This window comes from Streptomyces sp. ISL-87 (assembly GCF_018614095.1).
Taxonomy (GTDB): domain Bacteria; phylum Actinomycetota; class Actinomycetes; order Streptomycetales; family Streptomycetaceae; genus Streptomyces.
Genome location: NZ_JAGGOY010000048.1, coordinates 41,356 through 55,946, shown reverse-complemented (window position 1 = coordinate 55,946; position 14,591 = coordinate 41,356). Strand labels below are relative to the sequence as shown.

Below are 14,591 nucleotides of genomic sequence, written 5' to 3'. Positions count from 1 at the left end.
GTCCGTGGCCATGGGGCTGCTCGCCTTGGAGCGGGGGGTCTCGACGCTGGTCCAGCAGATCGGGTTCGCGGCGGAGCTGGAGCGGGTGCTCGCCGTGTATGCGGGGGCGGGGGCGGGGGCGGGGTCGGGGGCAGGGTCTGGCGCGGGGTCGGGGCCGGGGTCGGGCGCGGGGGATCCCGTACTGGAGGACCGCCTGGTACGGCTGTGGGCCGAGCTGCGCACGATGCGGTGGAACGCGCTGCGGACGCTGGGCACTTCCGGCGATCCGGGCGCCGCCTTCGGTGGCGACGGCGCGCCGAGCGTGGCGAAGCTGCTGTGGGGCGGGTGGCACCGGCGGCTCGGGGAGCTGGCGGTGGCCGTGCGCGGCGCGGCCGCCTCGGCCGGGCCGGCGGACTGGTCGCCCGGTCTCCCGTACGAACTCGGGCTCGACGAGGAGCAGCGCCTGTTCCTGTTCACCCGTGCCGACACGATCTACGGCGGCTCGGACGAGATCCAGCGGAACATCATCGCCGAGCGTGTGCTCGGCCTGCCCAGAGAGTCGCGGTGAAGGTATGAGGGGCGTCGTGTTCGACGGCAAGCAGGCCCAGGTGGTCGACGATCTGGAGATCCGGGACCCGGGGCCGGGGGAGGTGCTGGTCGCGATAGCGGCGGCCGGACTGTGCCACAGCGACCTGTCGGTGCTGGACGGGACGATTCCGTTCCCGCCGCCGGTGGTGCTGGGGCACGAGGGCGCGGGGGTGGTGGAGGCGGTCGGCTCGGGGGTCACGCATGTCGTGCCCGGTGACCACGTATCCCTGTCCACCCTCGCCAACTGCGGGGCGTGCGCGGACTGCGACCGGGGGCGGCCGACGATGTGCCGCAAGGCGATCGGGATGCCGGGTCAGCCGTTCTCGCGGGGCGGGAAGCCGCTGTTCCAGTTCGCGTCCAATTCGGCCTTCGCGGAGCGGACGATCGTCAAGGCCGTGCAGGCGGTGAAGATCCCGCAGGACATCCCGCTGACGTCGGCGGCGCTGATCGGGTGCGGGGTCCTGACGGGGGTGGGCGCCGTACTGAACCGGGCGCGGGTCGACCGCGGGGAGTCGGTGGTCGTCATCGGCACGGGCGGCATCGGGCTGAACGTGCTCCAGGGCGCGCGGATCGCGGGCGCGACGACCATCGTGGCGGTGGACGCGAACCCGGCGAAGGAGGCGGTGGCCCGGCAGTTCGGGGCCACGCACTTCATCGACGCCTCGGCCGTCCCCGACTCCTCGGCGGCGGTCCGCGAGATCCTCCCGACGGGCGCGGACCACGCCTTCGAGTGCGTGGGCAACGTGAAACTGATCCGCCAGGCCATCGACCTACTGGACCGGCACGGGCAGGCGATCCTGCTCGGCGTGCCCGGATTCAAGGAGGAGGCGTCCTTCATGGTCTCGTCCATGTACCTGGACAAGACCATCATGGGCTGCCGCTACGGCTCCTCGCGGCCGCAGCGCGACATCGCGATGTACGCGGAGCTGTACGGGCGGGGGAAGCTGCTGCTGGACGAACTGGTGACGCAGGTCTACCCGATCGAGGACTTCGCGAAGGCTGCGGACGACGCCCATCAGGGGCGGGTGGCGCGGGGGGTGCTGACCTTCTGACGGGGGGCCTGACGCGGTGCTGGGCTCTGCCTGGTGGGCCGGCTGGCTGGCTGGCTGGCTGGCTGGGGCGGGGCCCGGCTGCGTGTCGCTCGCCGAGGCGCGGGTGTGGGTGTGTCTTCAGCTTCCGACGATCAGGACGGTGCACACGACCGCGATCAGCAAGCCTGCGCGCACCCGCTGCCGGTGGCCCAGACGGTGGCGAGGAACCGCGTGAGCTGCGCCTCCCGGCCCTGCGCGGGGCCCAGGCGAGCCCGGCTCGGAGAGGTAGAAGGGCCCAGGCAGACGAAGAACAGTGCCTCCATCGCGAATCCAGCAGATGGCGAAGAGCGCGGAGCTGCCGCCGAGCGCGACTTCGGCCGTCAGCGGCGGGTACGGAGGCACTCCGATCAGCGTGCAGAAGACCGCGCCGCGTCTCTCCGTCAGTCGGCCAGCCGCCCGAAGCGGCCCTTGTGGAACAGGAGCGGCTCGCCCTCGCCGGCCGCGCCCATGGCCTCGACCCGCCCGACCACGATGAGGTGGTCCCCGCCGGTGTGCACGGCGTGGATCCGGCAGTCGATCCAGGCGGGCACGGCGTCGAGCTGCGGTGAGCCGGTGGCGGGGGCGGGGGTGTGGGCGACTCCGGCGAACTTGTCGGCACCGCTGACCGCGAAGGACCGGCACAGCTCGCCCTGTTCGGCGCCGAGGATGTTGACGCAGAAGACCCCGGCGCGGGCGATGCGCGGCCATGTGGTCGACGTACGGGCCACCATGAAGGTCACCAGCGGCGGGTCGAGCGACAGCGAGGCGAAGGACTGGCAGGCGAACCCGGCCGGGCCGTCCTCCCCCTCGCCGGGTGGCGCGGTGATCACGGTGACCCCGCTGGCGAAGTTCCCGAGCACGGCCCGGAATTCCGCGGGGCTGACGGGCGCACGCTCATCCTCGCCGACGGCCCGCAACTCGGGACGCGGCAGCGTGGCGTCGAGCACTGGATCCGGCTCCGGCCCGGCGGAGGTGGGGGAGCCGACTGACCTGAGGTATCGGACGACGGTGGCCGCCATCCCTGCGTGTCCCATCACAGGACCGATTGAAGCTGACGGTACGTCAGATAGGAAGGGGCGGAGCGACTGTTCTCCCGACCAGCCGCGGAGGCGGGGGCGAGGTGGAGTCGGAGGCTGAGGCGACGGGACCGGCCGCGCCGACCCGGAGCGGCAGCATGCCCCGTCCCTTCTCCTGCCCCTACTTCGGGTCCGGGTCCGCCAAACGGGTGAAACGCCGTGCCCGACAGGGCCCGTACGCCAGGCTGCCCCGCAGGGGGTCGGCATTGTGGCCCCCGGCCAGATCGCCCCGTCCGTCCCCCAGGAGGACCCTCATGCTCGGCACCGACTTCCGTACCGGCTCGCCCAACTGGCTCGACCTCGGGAGCCCCGACACCACCGCGGCCGCCGCCTTCTACGAGGCGCTCTTCGGCTGGAAATTCGTCTCCGCGGGGCCCGAGGCGGGCGGCTACGGCTTCTTCCAGAAGGCGGGCAAGACCGTTGCCGCACTCGGGCCGCTCACCGAGGAGGGCGCGAAGTCCGCCTGGATGGTGCACTTCCAGGCCGAGGACATCCAGGCCACCGTCAAGGCGCTCAAGGACGGCGGCGGGAAGATCCGGATGGAGCCGATGGACGTCATGGGGGAGGGCTGGCTGGCCCAGGCCACCGACCCGCAGGGCGCCGAGTTCGCCCTCTGGCAGCCGGGGAAGACGGCCGGGCTGGGGATCGCCTCCGCCGAGAACACGCTGTTGTGGGTGGAGCTCCACGTACCGGACCCCGCTGCGGCCATCGCGTTCTACAAGGGGCTCTTCGGGTGGCGACACCAGGAGATGGAGGCGCCCGGGATGACGTACCGCGTGCTGAGCATCGCCGAGGGCGACCAGCAGGAGGGCTCCTTCGGCGGGGTCGCGCCGCTGAGCGGCGAGGGTGAGGAGGCGCGCTGGGTTCCGTACTTCAACGTGACGGACGTCGATGCCACGGTGAGGACGGCCGGGGAGAACGGCGGATCGGTGCTCATGCCGGCCGCGGACGTACCGGACGTCGGCCGCATCGCCTGGCTGGCCGACCCGTCGGGCGCGGTGTTCGCCCTGCTGAAGCCGGCCCCGCGGATGTCGTGACGACGGCCTTGCCGGGGCGGGCCGGGGGCACGGGGTGGCGCGACCCCGGCCCGGCCCGGCCCGGCCCCGGGTTCGGGTTCGGGTTCGGGGTGATTCGGCTTGGTCAGGCGCGACCGGGACTGGTGCGACGTAGCGCCCCGCCCGTCCCTCAGGCCCCCCGGTACTTCGGCGTGCGGCGCTCCACGAAGCTCGCCACGCCCTCGTTCGCGTCGGCCGTGCTCATGTTGATCTCCTGCGCGGTGGCCTCCGCGGCCAGGGCGGTCGCCCGGTCGCTGTCCAGCGAGGCGTTGACCAGTTGCTTCGTCATGGCAAGGGCGCGTGTCGGGCCCTGGGCGAGGCGTTCCGCCCACTCCCGGGCGGTGGTCTCCAAGGCCTCCGCCGGGACCACCTTGTTGACCAGCCCGAGCCGCTCGGCCTCCGACGCCGGAACGGCGTCCCCGAAGAACATCAGCTCCTTGGCCTTCTGCGGGCCGACCAGCCGGGGCAGCAGATACGCGCCCCCGCCGTCCGGGACCAGCCCACGGCGGACGAACACCTCGATGAACCGCGCCGGTTCGGCGGCTATGACCAGGTCGCAGGCGAGCGCGAGGTGGACCCCGATACCGGCAGCCGTGCCGTTGACGGCGGCGATGACCGGCTTCTCGCAATCCAGCACCGCAGTGATGAGGCGCTGCGCGCCGAGCCGGATCATCCGGGCCACGTCCCCGGCGACCCGCTCGCCGGCGGAGGCGGAGGCGGAGGCGGGCGCGCCGCGCAGGTCGGCGCCGGCGCAGAAGCCCTTACCGGTGGCGGTGATGACGACGGCCCGGACGGCGGGGTCGGCGGACGCGTCGGCGAGCAGCGCGATGACGCGTTCGCGCTGATCCCAGGTGACGGCGTTCATGGCCTCGGGGCGGTTGAGGGTGATCCACGAGACGCCGTTGTCAGTGCGGTGCAGTACCAATGAGTGGAGGTCTGGTTCGGCTTGGGGGGAGTCGGTCATGGGGGTTCAGCTCCAGTTCAGGTGGGGTTCGTTGGTGGGCATGGCGCGGCCGGCCGCAGGCGCGGTGTCGCGGGCCGGGCCCCGAAGGCCCTCCGCAGGCCCCTTACGTCCCCCACGCCCCGCATCCCCGCCCAGGGAGCGGGGTGTGGTCCGGGGTCTGGGTGCGTGCCGGGGTCGGCGCCTGGATCGAGTTCCGGGGCGGGGCTGGGGGGAAGCCCGGGGGGTGGCCCAAGGGCTGGGTGTGGGGCCGGGCCGGGGGCCGGATCCCGGTGCGGGGGGTGTGTGCCCAGCGGCAGCGTCATCGGCAGATGGCCAGCGCGTCCAGCGCCACCGCGCCCTGACCGCGGGGGAGGACCATCAGGGGGTTGATGTCCAGCTCCGAGAGTTCGTCGCCCAGTTCCAGGGCCATCCGCTGGACCCGGAGGATGACCTCGACCAGCGCGTCGACATCGGCCGGCGGGGCGCCCCGTACTCCCTCCAGCAGCGCGTGGCCCCGCAGTTCGGTCAGCATCGCCCGCGCCTGGTCCTCGCCGAACGGCGGCACCCGCACCGCCGCGTCGTGCAGCACCTCGACCAGGACCCCGCCCAGGCCCACCGTCACCGTCGGGCCGAAGAGGTCGTCCTGGGTGACGCCGACGACCATCTCCACACCCCGCTCCACCATCTGGCAGACCAGGATGCCGTCCAGCGGGACGTTCTCGCAGCGCGCGATGTCCGTCAACTCCCGGTACGCGTCCCGGATCTGGCTCGCCGAGGTCAGGCCGACCTTGACCAGGCCCAGCTCGGTCTTGTGGGCCAGCTGCGGGCCCGACGCCTTCATCACCACCGGGTAGCCCACCAGTCCCGCCGCCCGCACGGCCGCCGCCGCGCTGGTCACCAGTTGCTCCCTCGGCACCCGGATCCCGTAGGCCCGCAGCAGCTGTTTCGCCGCGTGCTCGCTCAGCTGCTGGCCCGGGCGCATGAGCGCCTGCGCCTTGCGGTACGAGGGCGAGGGCGTCCGCGGCGCGTCCTCGAAGGGGGAGCGGTAGGCCGCGGTGAAGCGGTGGTGGCCGAGGTAGGCGCGTACGGCGGTGATGCAGTTGCCGAAGGTGCGGAAGGTGGCCAGTCGGGAGGAGCCGAGCAGGGTGGTGCGGTAGGCCTCCTCCGTGCCGACCGGGGAGCCCCAGATCACGCAGACCAGCTTGTCGCTCCGCTCGGCCGCGTCCACCAGGTCCTGCGCGAGTTTGTCGCTCATGGGCGGGAAGGGCCCGGTGATCGGGCAGATCAGGACGCCCACCGACGGGTCGGCGAGGATCGCATCGATGATCTTGCGGCCGCGCCAGTCGCCGACCGGGTGGCCGCCGTTGTCGACGGGGTTGGCGACGTTCAGGTACTGCGGTATCCACTGGTGGAGTTCGTCCTGCTTGGCCTGGGAGAGGGTGGGGAGGGAGAGTCCCGCCTCCGTCGCCAGGTCGGAGAAGTGGGCGCCGGTGCCGCCGGAGATGGAGTAGACGACGACCCCGTCGGCCTGGGGCTTACGGGCCCGCGCGAGCAGGGCGGCCGTGTCCTGGAGCTCGTCCAGCCCGTCGACGCGGATGACCCCGAACTGCCGCATGGCGGCGTCCACGACGGTGTCGGCGCCGGTCAGCTTCCCGGTGTGGGAGGCGGCCATCCGCGCGCCGGTCTCGGTGCGGCCGACCTTGACGGCGACGACCGGGACCCCGTTGCGGGCCGCCCGGTCGGCGGCCAGCAGGAAGGACCGGCCGTCCTTGAGGCCTTCCACGTAGCAGGCGATGGCCCCGACCTCGGGCTGCTCGGCGAAGTAGGAGATGAAGTCCGAGGTCTCGAGGTCGGCCTCGTTGCCCGTGGGAGCCCAGTGGGAGAGCCGGATGCCCAGCTCCTGGAGGGTGTAGACGGGCCGGCCCTGGTGGCCGGACTGGGTGATCAGCGCGATCGCCGGGCCGTCGAGGTCGTCCCGGAACTTCTCGAAGGCGTTGAGGTTGGTGTTCGGTCCGAGGAGGCGAAGGCCCGATCGCCTGACCGCGGCGGCCAGCCGGGCCTGGGCGGCCGCGCCCGCGTCACCGGTCTCGGCGAAGCCGGAGGCGAAGGCGACGGCGAACTTCACCTTGGCCTCGGCCAGTTCCTCGATGACGGGAAGCGGGTCCCCTACGAGCAGCACCGCGAGATCCACCTGTTCGGGCAGGCCGGCCACGGAGGTGTGGCACGGCAGCCCGAAGACGGTGGGGCGGGTGGGGTGCACGGGGTGGATCCGGGCGCCGACGCGCTCCGCCCAGGCGATGAGCTGCCGGGTGATGCCGGTGTTGGGTCTGCCCTCGGCGTCGGAGGCGCCGATGACGGCCACGGACTCGGGCCGGAAGAACCGGTCCAGGTCGGGCACGTCGGAGTGCAGGGGCCGTCCGCTGACGTCCAGCGCGGCCGTGTCCTCGGCGGATGGTGCCGCCGTGGAGTGGACCGCCGTCCTGGGGCTTTCCCCGCAGGCCTCGACACGTGCGCGGAAGTCGGTGGTGAGGGTGCCGTGAGTAGATCCAAGCATCGTTCCGCCCGCTCCTGCTCGAAGATCTCCGTGAACTCCATAACTGACGCGTAGTCAGATTACTGAACTGACGCGCCGTCAGGAACAGGCCTGCGCAGGAAAGCTGGTGGAGGTGATGTGGTGAACGGTGTCAGATTCCTCCGAGGGTGGTCCAGGGTGGGATTTCGGCCGAGGGTGCGATCAGGCCTCGGCGGATTGGTGAAGGCGGCGTGCCACCGCCTTGGCGATCTTCTCGGCGTCCAGCGCCATCTCCCGGAACATCCCGCTGATGGGGTTGGTGAAGCCGGTGAAGTACAGGTCGGGGGCCTGTGCCGGGGTGCGGCCGCCGTGCGCGAGGGGCCGCCCGCGCTCGTCGAGTACGTCGAGGTGGCCGACCAGGCCCTCCAGGGCGCGGCGGTAACCGGTGGCCGCGACCACCGCGTCCGGGGTGATCCGCGAGCCGTCGGCGAGAACCACCTCGGCGCCGTCGAAAGACACGACGGCGGCGACGGGCTCGACCTTGCCCGTACGCACGGCCTCGATCAGGCCTACGTCCTGGACGGGGATCGCGCCCTCCTTGACCCTGCTGTACAGGCCGGTCTGCGGGCGCGGGAGCCCGTACGGGGACAGGTCGGGGACGGAGGCCCTGGCGACGAGCGCCCCGAGCCGGTCCACGAGCCGCACGGGCAGCCGCCGTACCAGGATTCCGGTGCGCTGGGCCGGCCATCCGGCGGTGGAGCGGCGAACGATGTGCGGGGCGGTGCGCATGGCCAGCCGTACCCGCGCGGCCCCGCCCTCGGCGAGGTCCACGGCTATCTCGGCGCCGGTGTTGCCGGTGCCGACGACCAGCACGTCCCGGCCCTCGTACGGCGCGGGGTCGCGATAGGCGGCGGCGTGCGTGAGCTCCCCGGTGTACGTCTCCTGCCCGGGCCACTCCGGCAGCCTCGGCGTGTGGTTGAAGCCGGTCGCCACGACCACGGCCCCGGCGGCCAGCACCCGCCCGCCACTGGCGTGCAGCGTCCAGCCGGCCTGCCCCGGGCCTTGGTCTCCGTCGCCGGCCCCGTCTCTGGCCCCGTCTCCGTCGCCGGCCCGCTCGATCCGGGTCACCTCGACGCCGGTGACCAGCTCCAGCTCGTGGAACTCGGCGTACTTCTCCAGGTACCGCACCACGTCGTCGCGCGAGACCCACCGCCCGAACCGGCGCGGCATGGCCAGACCGGGGAGGGCGGAGAGCCGGCGGGTGGTGTGGAGACGCAGCCGGTCGTAGTGGCCTCGCCAGGAGGCGCCGACCGTGTCGGATTTCTCGACGACCACCGCGCGCACCCCGCGGGCACGCAGTGCGGCGGCGACGGCAAGGCCGCCGGGCCCGGCGCCGATCACGTACACGGGGCGGGGCTGGGTGGTCAAGTCGGGTGCTGTGAGGACTCCGGGCATGAGGTGTGAGCGTATCGACACACAGCGTTGATGGGTCTCGGACAAGGAGGGAATCGATTGCGGATCGATCACGGGCGGGGGTCGGGGGGCGCTGGGGGGGCGGGGTGAATGTCGGGGGCCTTGCGGGATCGCCCGGGATCCGCTGAACTGACGTACCGTCAGATCGGGGACCGCGAAAGGGGTGGAGGCTGCCGATGCAGACCATCTGGCTCAGTGGGGCCGAGTGGCTCGCCGTGCTCCGGATAGGCCTCGGCCTGTGGTGGCTGGAGAGCTGGCGGCACAAGGACAGGAAGGGCTGGTTCGAACGCGGCACGGGAATCGCGTGGGCGGCCGACGTCGCGGGCAAGCACCGCTGGCCGTTCGTGAAGGGCGGCTTCGAGAAGGTGGTCCAGCCGCGGCCGCGGCTGATGGCGTACATCGTCGTCTACGCGGAACTCGCGCTCGGGCTGGGCCTGGTGCTCGGCCTGCTGACCCCGGTCGCGCTGGTGGGCGGGCTGCTGCTGAACCTGCTGTACCTGGTGCTGATGATCCACGACTGGGCCGAGCAGGGCCAGAACGCGATGATGGCGCTCATCTCGCTCGTCGCGTTCTTCGCCATGAGCTGGCAGGCCTGGTCACTCGACGCGGCGATGGGACTCTTCCTGTGAGCGCGGTCCGCTACGACCTGCCCGAGGCCGACGACTTCACCCGCCCCTACTGGGACGCGGCGGCGGAGGGCCGGCTGCTGCTGCGCCGCTGCGGGCAATGCGGGAGGGCACACCACTACCCGCGGGAGTTCTGCCCGTTCTGCTGGGCGGGGGAGGACCGGGTGACGTGGGAGCCGGCGAGCGGCCGGGCGACGCTGTACACCTGGTCGGTGATCCACCGGAACGACCTCCCGCCGTTCGGGACGCGGGTCCCGTACGTCGCGGCGGTCGTCGACCTGGCGGAGGGGCCGCGGATGATGACGGAGGTCGTGGACTGCGACGCGTCCGCCCTGCGGATCGGAGCCGAGCTGGAACTGACCTTTCGCGAGGCCGGGGGCTTCGCGGTAGCCGTCTTCCGCCTGGCACCCGCCTGAGCCGCGGGCGGCCGCGATGTCTTGCGGGGGCCTCGGGGCGGCCTGGGCTCGGCCTGGCCTGGGCTATGGCCAGAGGAGGTTGTGGGTCCAGGGGCCGGTGGGGGTGCGGTGGTAGTGGAGGCGGGTGTGGCGGCGCATTGGGTCGCCCTGGAAGAACTCGACCTCGGCGGCCGCTAGGACGTACCGGGTCCACGTCGGCGCCGGGGCATCCGGCTCGGCGCCGGCGCGTTCCCAGGCGGCCGCCGAGGCCTGCGCCAGTTCCTCCGCGGAACCGAGCACCTCGCTCTGCCGCCCCGTGAGCGCAGCGGCCAGCGCCCCGCGCGAGCGGACGGCGAGGTCCGCCCGGCTCTCCTGCGGGCCCGCCGCCGTGACCCGGCCCCGGATGCGGATCTGACGTGCCACGGTCGGCCAGTAGAACCCCAGCGCGGCCTCCGGGTGTCCGGCCAGCTGCCGCCCCTTCGCGCTGGTGGAGTGCGTCGCGAAATGCCAGCCCCGCTCATCGGCGTCGTGCAGCATCAGGGTGCGTACGTCGGGGCGCCCCTCGGCGTCCACTGTCGCCAGACTCATCGTGTGCGGCTCCAACTGCCCCGCCTTGGCGGCGTGCGTGAACCAGTCCCGGAAGAGGGGGAGGGGATCGGCCGGGGCCTTCCGGGCGTCGAAGACGGGGAGCTCGGTGTCCCACACGCGCAGGGAGTGCAGGGTGGTGTGGAACTCGGCTTCGCTGGTAGCCCCGTTGCCCGCCCCGCTGCTGGCCCCGCCGCTGGTGCCGCTGGTCCGGCTTTCGGTCTCGCTGCTGAATTCGCTGGTCATGCCCCCAGGCTAGGGTGCGGGCCATGGACGTACGGATAGGCCCGGCTCGCAGGCGGGCGGCGGGTGGGCTGGTCGCCCTCGCGGGGGCGCTGGTCGGGGCCGCGATCGTGGGCCGGCTGTACGAGCGCCCGGGTGGCCTGGCCGTCCTGGCCGAGCTCAACAGCCCCCTGCTGCTCGGCTCCCTAGCCGTCCTCGCCCTCCTCGTGGCCGGCTTCCTGGCATCCCGCCGTCCCGCCGTCCGCAAGGCGTTGGGGGCGGCCCTCGTGGCGGTGGCCGTCCTCGGCGTACCGGCCGTCCCGGTGCTCCACCTCGCCCGGGACCCCTTCCCGTCCCTCCAGTACGACGTACCGGCGCCCGACGGCTCGCCCCGCCGCCTGGTGGTGGAACGCACCTCGCCGCTGGTCGACTCCGTCTGGCAGGTCTACGTGGACCAGGGCCGCTTCCCCGCGGCCCGCCGCTGGCCGGTGACGCAGTACAGGGACGACGACTGGTCCAAGGGAATCCTCGGCGCGCAGTGGGCCAACCCGGACACCATCCGGCTCATTGACCTGGACCACATGGTTCACGAGATCCCGGTCTCCGCGGAGGGGCGGCCGTTGGCGCCGATGGACTGGTAGCCGTCTCCTGCGAGGCGAGCCCGTTCATCACGCCTGGACGGCAGCCAGCCGCGCTGGCAGTACTGAGGCGGCAGCGGCAGCGGGGGCGGCAGCGGGGGCCGGGGCCGGGCCGGGGCCGGAGCCGGGGCCCGGGCCGCGGCGCCGATCTAGTCCCGACCCAGGATCACCGTGCCCGAGGAGCAGAACCAGCCTCCCGTGCCTGAGGCGAGCGCCACCTTGGGAAGGCGGCCACCGGGTTTGGTGACCTGGCCGGCGCCCGCCTCGCCGCGGAGTTGGCGGACCGCCTCCACGAGGAGGAACAGGCCGCGCATGCCGGGGTGGCAGGCGGAGAGGCCGCCTCCGTCGGTGTTGACCGGGAGTTCGCCGTCGCGCAGGAGGCGGCCCTTCTCCACGAAGGCGCCGCCCTCGCCCTTGGCGCAGAAGCCGAGGTCCTCCAGGGTGACCAGGGTCATGTACGTGAAGGCGTCGTAGATTTCGGCGATGTCCACGTCCGCCGGGGTGAGGCCGGCCCGGGCGAAGGCCTGGCGGCCCGAGACGGCTGCCGGGGACACCGTGAAGTCCTCCCACTCCGACATGGTGGTGTGGGAGACGGAGGTGCCCGAACCCAGGATCCACACGGGGGACTTGGCGGTGTCCGGTACGTAGTCTTCCGCCGCCAGGAGCACCGCGCAGCCGCCGTCCGAGCGGATGCAGCAGTGGAGCTTGGTGAAGGGGTCCGCGATCATCTCGCCGCCGAGGACGTCGTCCACGGTGATGGGGTCGCGGAACATCGCGTCCGGGTTGGTGGCGGCGTTCGCGCGGGCCTGCACGGCCACCGCGGCGAGTTGCTCCAGCGTCGTCCCGTACTCGTGCATGTGGCGGCGGGCGGCCATGGCGTACTTGGAGATCAGGGTGTGGCCGTACGGGACCTCGAACTGGAGCGGCCCGCGCGCGCCGAAGGAGAGGTTCGAGGTGCGGCGGCGCGCCTTTATGTCGGCGCGGGCGGTGGAACCGTAGACGAGGAGCACGGCGTTGGCGTGGCCGGCCGCGATGGCGTCGGCGGCGTGGGCGGCCATGACCTCCCAGGTGGAGCCGCCGACGGAGGTGGAGTCGACCCAGGTGGGGCGCAAGCCGAGGTACTCGGCCACGTCGACCGGTGCGAGTGTGCCGAGGCCGGCCGAGGCGAACCCGTCGATGACGGACCGGTCCAGGCCGGAGTCGGCGAGGGCCCGGCGGGCGGCCTGCGCGTGCAGGGCGTACGGGGTGGGTCCGTCCACCCGTCCGCAGTCCGACAGGGCGACGCCGACGACCGCGACCCTGCGGCGCGGTGGCGTGGGGGCAGATTGGGGTCCAGGCATGGGGCGACGGTATATCTGACGGTACGTCAGACGCTAGTGCGCGGAGTCGGGCGGCGGCCGAGGTTGTGCCGGTGGGTCGACGCGGGGTGGACCCTGTGGACCTGGGGGTACGGCCGGCCCTGCCCTGCGGCCGGCCCTGCCCTGCGGGCGGTCCTGCCGTGTGGCTGGTCCTGCCGTGTGGGTGGTCCTGCCCTGCGGGCGGTCCTGCCCTGCGGGCCAAGGGTGTCCGTCGGGGGCGGTGCAGGGCGGCATGGCGTGGTGCCTCGGGTGTGGCCGTGTCGTGGCCCTGGGCATATGGGCGTCGGCGCCCTAACATGACGGCCCGTCAGATACGGGGAGGAGCCCGACGATGGATGCCGCCTTCACCGCGGAGCAGGACGAGATGCGCCGCACCCTGCGCGAGATCCTGGGCAAACGCTGCGGTCCGGACGAGGTCAAGGCCGCCGTCCGGACCGCCGAAGGATACGACCGCGAGCTGTGGCAGCAGCTCTCCCGGCAGCTCGGCCTGCCGGGCATCGCCGTCGCCGAGGAGTACGGCGGTGTCGGCTGCGCCCCCGCCGACCTGGTGCTGGCCTGCGAGGAGACCGGGCGGGTGCTGCTGCCCTCGCCGCTGCTGGCCACCGCCGTGCTCGCCGTGCCGCTGATCACCGCACTCGGGACCCCGGCCCAGCGCTCCGCACTGCTGCCACCCCTCGCCGCCGGCGGGCTGACCGCCACGCTCGCGATCCCCGGCCCGGCCCTCGCCACGGCGCTCGTGCTGACCGGCGACAACATCCCCGGCGAGTGGGCCGGCGGGGGCCGCGCCGGCGGGGTGCAGGCCCGTTTGGGGGAGGGCGGCGGCTGGCGGCTCTACGGGGAGGCCGCCCAGGTGCTCGACGGGCACAGCGCCGGCCTGCTCCTCGTCGCCGCGCACACCGGCGGGTTCGCCCGCAGCCGGACCCTGCTGTTCCTCGTGCGGGAGGACGCGCCCGGCCTCGTACGCACCCGGCAGACCACCCTGGACGAGACCCGGCCGCAGTCCCGGGTCCAACTTCGGGAGGTGGAAGGCGAGTTGCTGGGCGATGGCACGGCCGACGCCATGCGGGCGCTTGCCGCCACCGGGCGTACCGCCGCCGCCGTGCTCGCCGCCGAGGCGGTCGGCGCGGCGGGGCAGGCGCTGGCCCGCACGGTGGAGTACGTACAGCAGCGCGAGCAGTTCGGCCGGGCGATCGGGTCCTTCCAGGCGGTCAAGCACCGGCTCGCCGACCTCTACGTACAGGTGCAGGCGGCGCGCTCGGCCGCCTACTACGCCGCCTGGGACCCGGAACAGGGCGGCCTCGCCCTCGCCCAGGCCCTGGAGGCGCTACGGGTGACCGCGGGCGAGGCCATCCAGCTGCACGGCGGCATCGGCTTCACCTGGGAGCACGACGCACACCTCTACTTCAAGCGGGCGGCGGCCGACGAGCTGCTGTTCGGCCCCGTGCACCGGCTGCGCGCCCACGCCGCGCACCGGGCCGGCCTGTTCGTACCCCCCGCCACACAGGAGAGGGTGGCCGTCTGATGGCTCCCGGCGTCAAGCTGATGCAGAAGGTCTCCTCGACCATGCTGTTCGCCAAGATCGCGCCGCATTTCATCCCCGCCATGGACAAGGCGGTGCACAAGCTGACCCGCGGCAAGGTCATGCTCAGCGCCCAGATGCTGCCCGGCGTGATCCTCACCGCCAAGGGCGCCAAGTCCGGCGAGCCGCGCACCACACCACTCGCCTGCATGCCGGAGGACGGCGGCGCGAGCTGGCTGCTGATCGGCTCCAACTTCGGCCGCCCCGGGCACCCGGCGTGGACCGGGAACCTGCTCAAGCATCCTGACGCGGACGTGAGTTGGAAGGGGCAGGACATCGCGGTACGGGCCCGCCTGCTGGAAGGTGAGGAGCGCGCGGCGGCGTGGCAGGCGGTGTTGAAGTTCTGGCCGCCGTACGCGACGTACCAGGCGCGCATCGAGCGGGAGATCCGGCTGTTCCGCCTGGAGCGTCGCTGATCGCGGCGGACGAACGGAGACGGTCGTACGGAGACGGTCGTACGGAAACGGTCGTACGGAAACGGTTGTACGGACG

14 protein-coding genes are annotated in these 14,591 nt (G+C 72.9%); 8 read left to right on the top strand and 6 right to left on the bottom strand.

Going from position 1 to position 14,591, the window contains the following annotated elements; translation table 11 throughout:
* Window positions 1–547: acyl-CoA dehydrogenase family protein (locus tag J7I97_RS19385; protein ID WP_285443899.1), on the top strand; the 547-nt coding region annotated here is incomplete at its 5' end.
* A 4-nt stretch (window positions 548–551) separates the two neighbouring features.
* Window positions 552–1,619, top strand: coding sequence for a Zn-dependent alcohol dehydrogenase (locus tag J7I97_RS19380; protein ID WP_214936548.1), 1,068 nt, complete (start codon window positions 552–554; stop codon window positions 1,617–1,619).
* A gap of 419 nt (window positions 1,620–2,038) precedes the next feature.
* On the opposite strand, the gene J7I97_RS19375 is transcribed toward J7I97_RS19380, so the two are convergent.
* Window positions 2,039–2,656 carry a flavin reductase family protein gene (locus J7I97_RS19375; RefSeq protein ID WP_214936553.1) on the bottom strand — a complete coding sequence of 206 codons (618 nt, stop codon included), beginning with the start codon at window positions 2,654–2,656 and terminating at the stop codon, window positions 2,039–2,041.
* A gap of 311 nt (window positions 2,657–2,967) precedes the next feature.
* On the opposite strand from J7I97_RS19375, the gene J7I97_RS19370 reads away from it, so the two are divergent.
* The gene (locus J7I97_RS19370) at window positions 2,968–3,750 is read left to right on the top strand and encodes a VOC family protein (RefSeq protein WP_214936546.1); all 783 of its coding nucleotides are present in this window, start codon (window positions 2,968–2,970) and stop codon (window positions 3,748–3,750) included.
* Between the two features lie 148 nt (window positions 3,751–3,898).
* Here J7I97_RS19370 and J7I97_RS19365 read toward each other — a convergent pair whose 3' ends face one another.
* The 3 genes from J7I97_RS19365 to J7I97_RS19355 form a co-directional block, all read right to left on the bottom strand.
* Entirely contained in the window at window positions 3,899–4,732 is an 834-nt protein-coding gene (locus J7I97_RS19365) for an enoyl-CoA hydratase/isomerase family protein (protein ID WP_214936544.1), read from the bottom strand.
* Between the two features lie 298 nt (window positions 4,733–5,030).
* Window positions 5,031–7,265 carry an acetate--CoA ligase family protein gene (locus J7I97_RS19360; protein WP_214936543.1) on the bottom strand — a complete coding sequence of 745 codons (2,235 nt, stop codon included), beginning with the start codon at window positions 7,263–7,265 and terminating at the stop codon, window positions 5,031–5,033.
* Window positions 7,266–7,445: 180 nt separating this feature from the next.
* Window positions 7,446–8,678 (bottom strand): NAD(P)/FAD-dependent oxidoreductase, encoded by a 1,233-nt coding sequence (locus tag J7I97_RS19355; protein ID WP_214936542.1) that lies wholly within the window; start codon window positions 8,676–8,678, stop codon window positions 7,446–7,448.
* Between the two features lie 194 nt (window positions 8,679–8,872).
* Here J7I97_RS19355 and J7I97_RS19350 point away from each other — a divergent pair, with 194 nt between their 5' ends.
* Together J7I97_RS19350 and J7I97_RS19345 are read left to right on the top strand one after the other, a co-directional pair.
* Window positions 8,873–9,325: a DoxX family membrane protein gene (locus J7I97_RS19350; protein ID WP_214936540.1), complete on the top strand. Its 453-nt coding sequence runs from the start codon at window positions 8,873–8,875 to the stop codon at window positions 9,323–9,325.
* A complete protein-coding gene (locus J7I97_RS19345) occupies window positions 9,322–9,738 on the top strand; it encodes a Zn-ribbon domain-containing OB-fold protein (protein ID WP_214936538.1) in 417 nt (138 codons plus the stop codon). Before J7I97_RS19350 ends, J7I97_RS19345 begins: the two co-directional genes overlap by 4 nt.
* A gap of 63 nt (window positions 9,739–9,801) precedes the next feature.
* Here J7I97_RS19345 and J7I97_RS19340 read toward each other — a convergent pair whose 3' ends face one another.
* Window positions 9,802–10,548, bottom strand: a complete 747-nt coding sequence (locus J7I97_RS19340; RefSeq protein ID WP_214936536.1) for a pyridoxal 5'-phosphate synthase — start codon at window positions 10,546–10,548, stop codon at window positions 9,802–9,804.
* A 23-nt stretch (window positions 10,549–10,571) separates the two neighbouring features.
* Between J7I97_RS19340 and J7I97_RS19335 the strand changes: the two genes are divergently transcribed.
* Complete coding sequence (locus J7I97_RS19335) at window positions 10,572–11,165, top strand: hypothetical protein (RefSeq protein WP_214936534.1); 594 nt, start codon at window positions 10,572–10,574, stop codon at window positions 11,163–11,165.
* 146 nt (window positions 11,166–11,311) lie between these two features.
* On the opposite strand, the gene J7I97_RS19330 is transcribed toward J7I97_RS19335, so the two are convergent.
* Window positions 11,312–12,502 carry an acetyl-CoA acetyltransferase gene (locus J7I97_RS19330; protein WP_214936531.1) on the bottom strand — a complete coding sequence of 397 codons (1,191 nt, stop codon included), beginning with the start codon at window positions 12,500–12,502 and terminating at the stop codon, window positions 11,312–11,314.
* Window positions 12,503–12,851: 349 nt separating this feature from the next.
* Between J7I97_RS19330 and J7I97_RS19325 the strand changes: the two genes are divergently transcribed.
* Window positions 12,852–14,042, top strand: a complete 1,191-nt coding sequence (locus J7I97_RS19325) for an acyl-CoA dehydrogenase family protein (RefSeq protein ID WP_214936528.1) — start codon at window positions 12,852–12,854, stop codon at window positions 14,040–14,042.
* Window positions 14,042–14,515: a nitroreductase family deazaflavin-dependent oxidoreductase gene (locus J7I97_RS19320; RefSeq protein WP_214936526.1), complete on the top strand. Its 474-nt coding sequence runs from the start codon at window positions 14,042–14,044 to the stop codon at window positions 14,513–14,515. The genes J7I97_RS19325 and J7I97_RS19320 overlap by 1 nt, the downstream gene beginning before the upstream one ends.
* The last annotated feature ends 76 nt before the right edge of the window (window positions 14,516–14,591 follow it).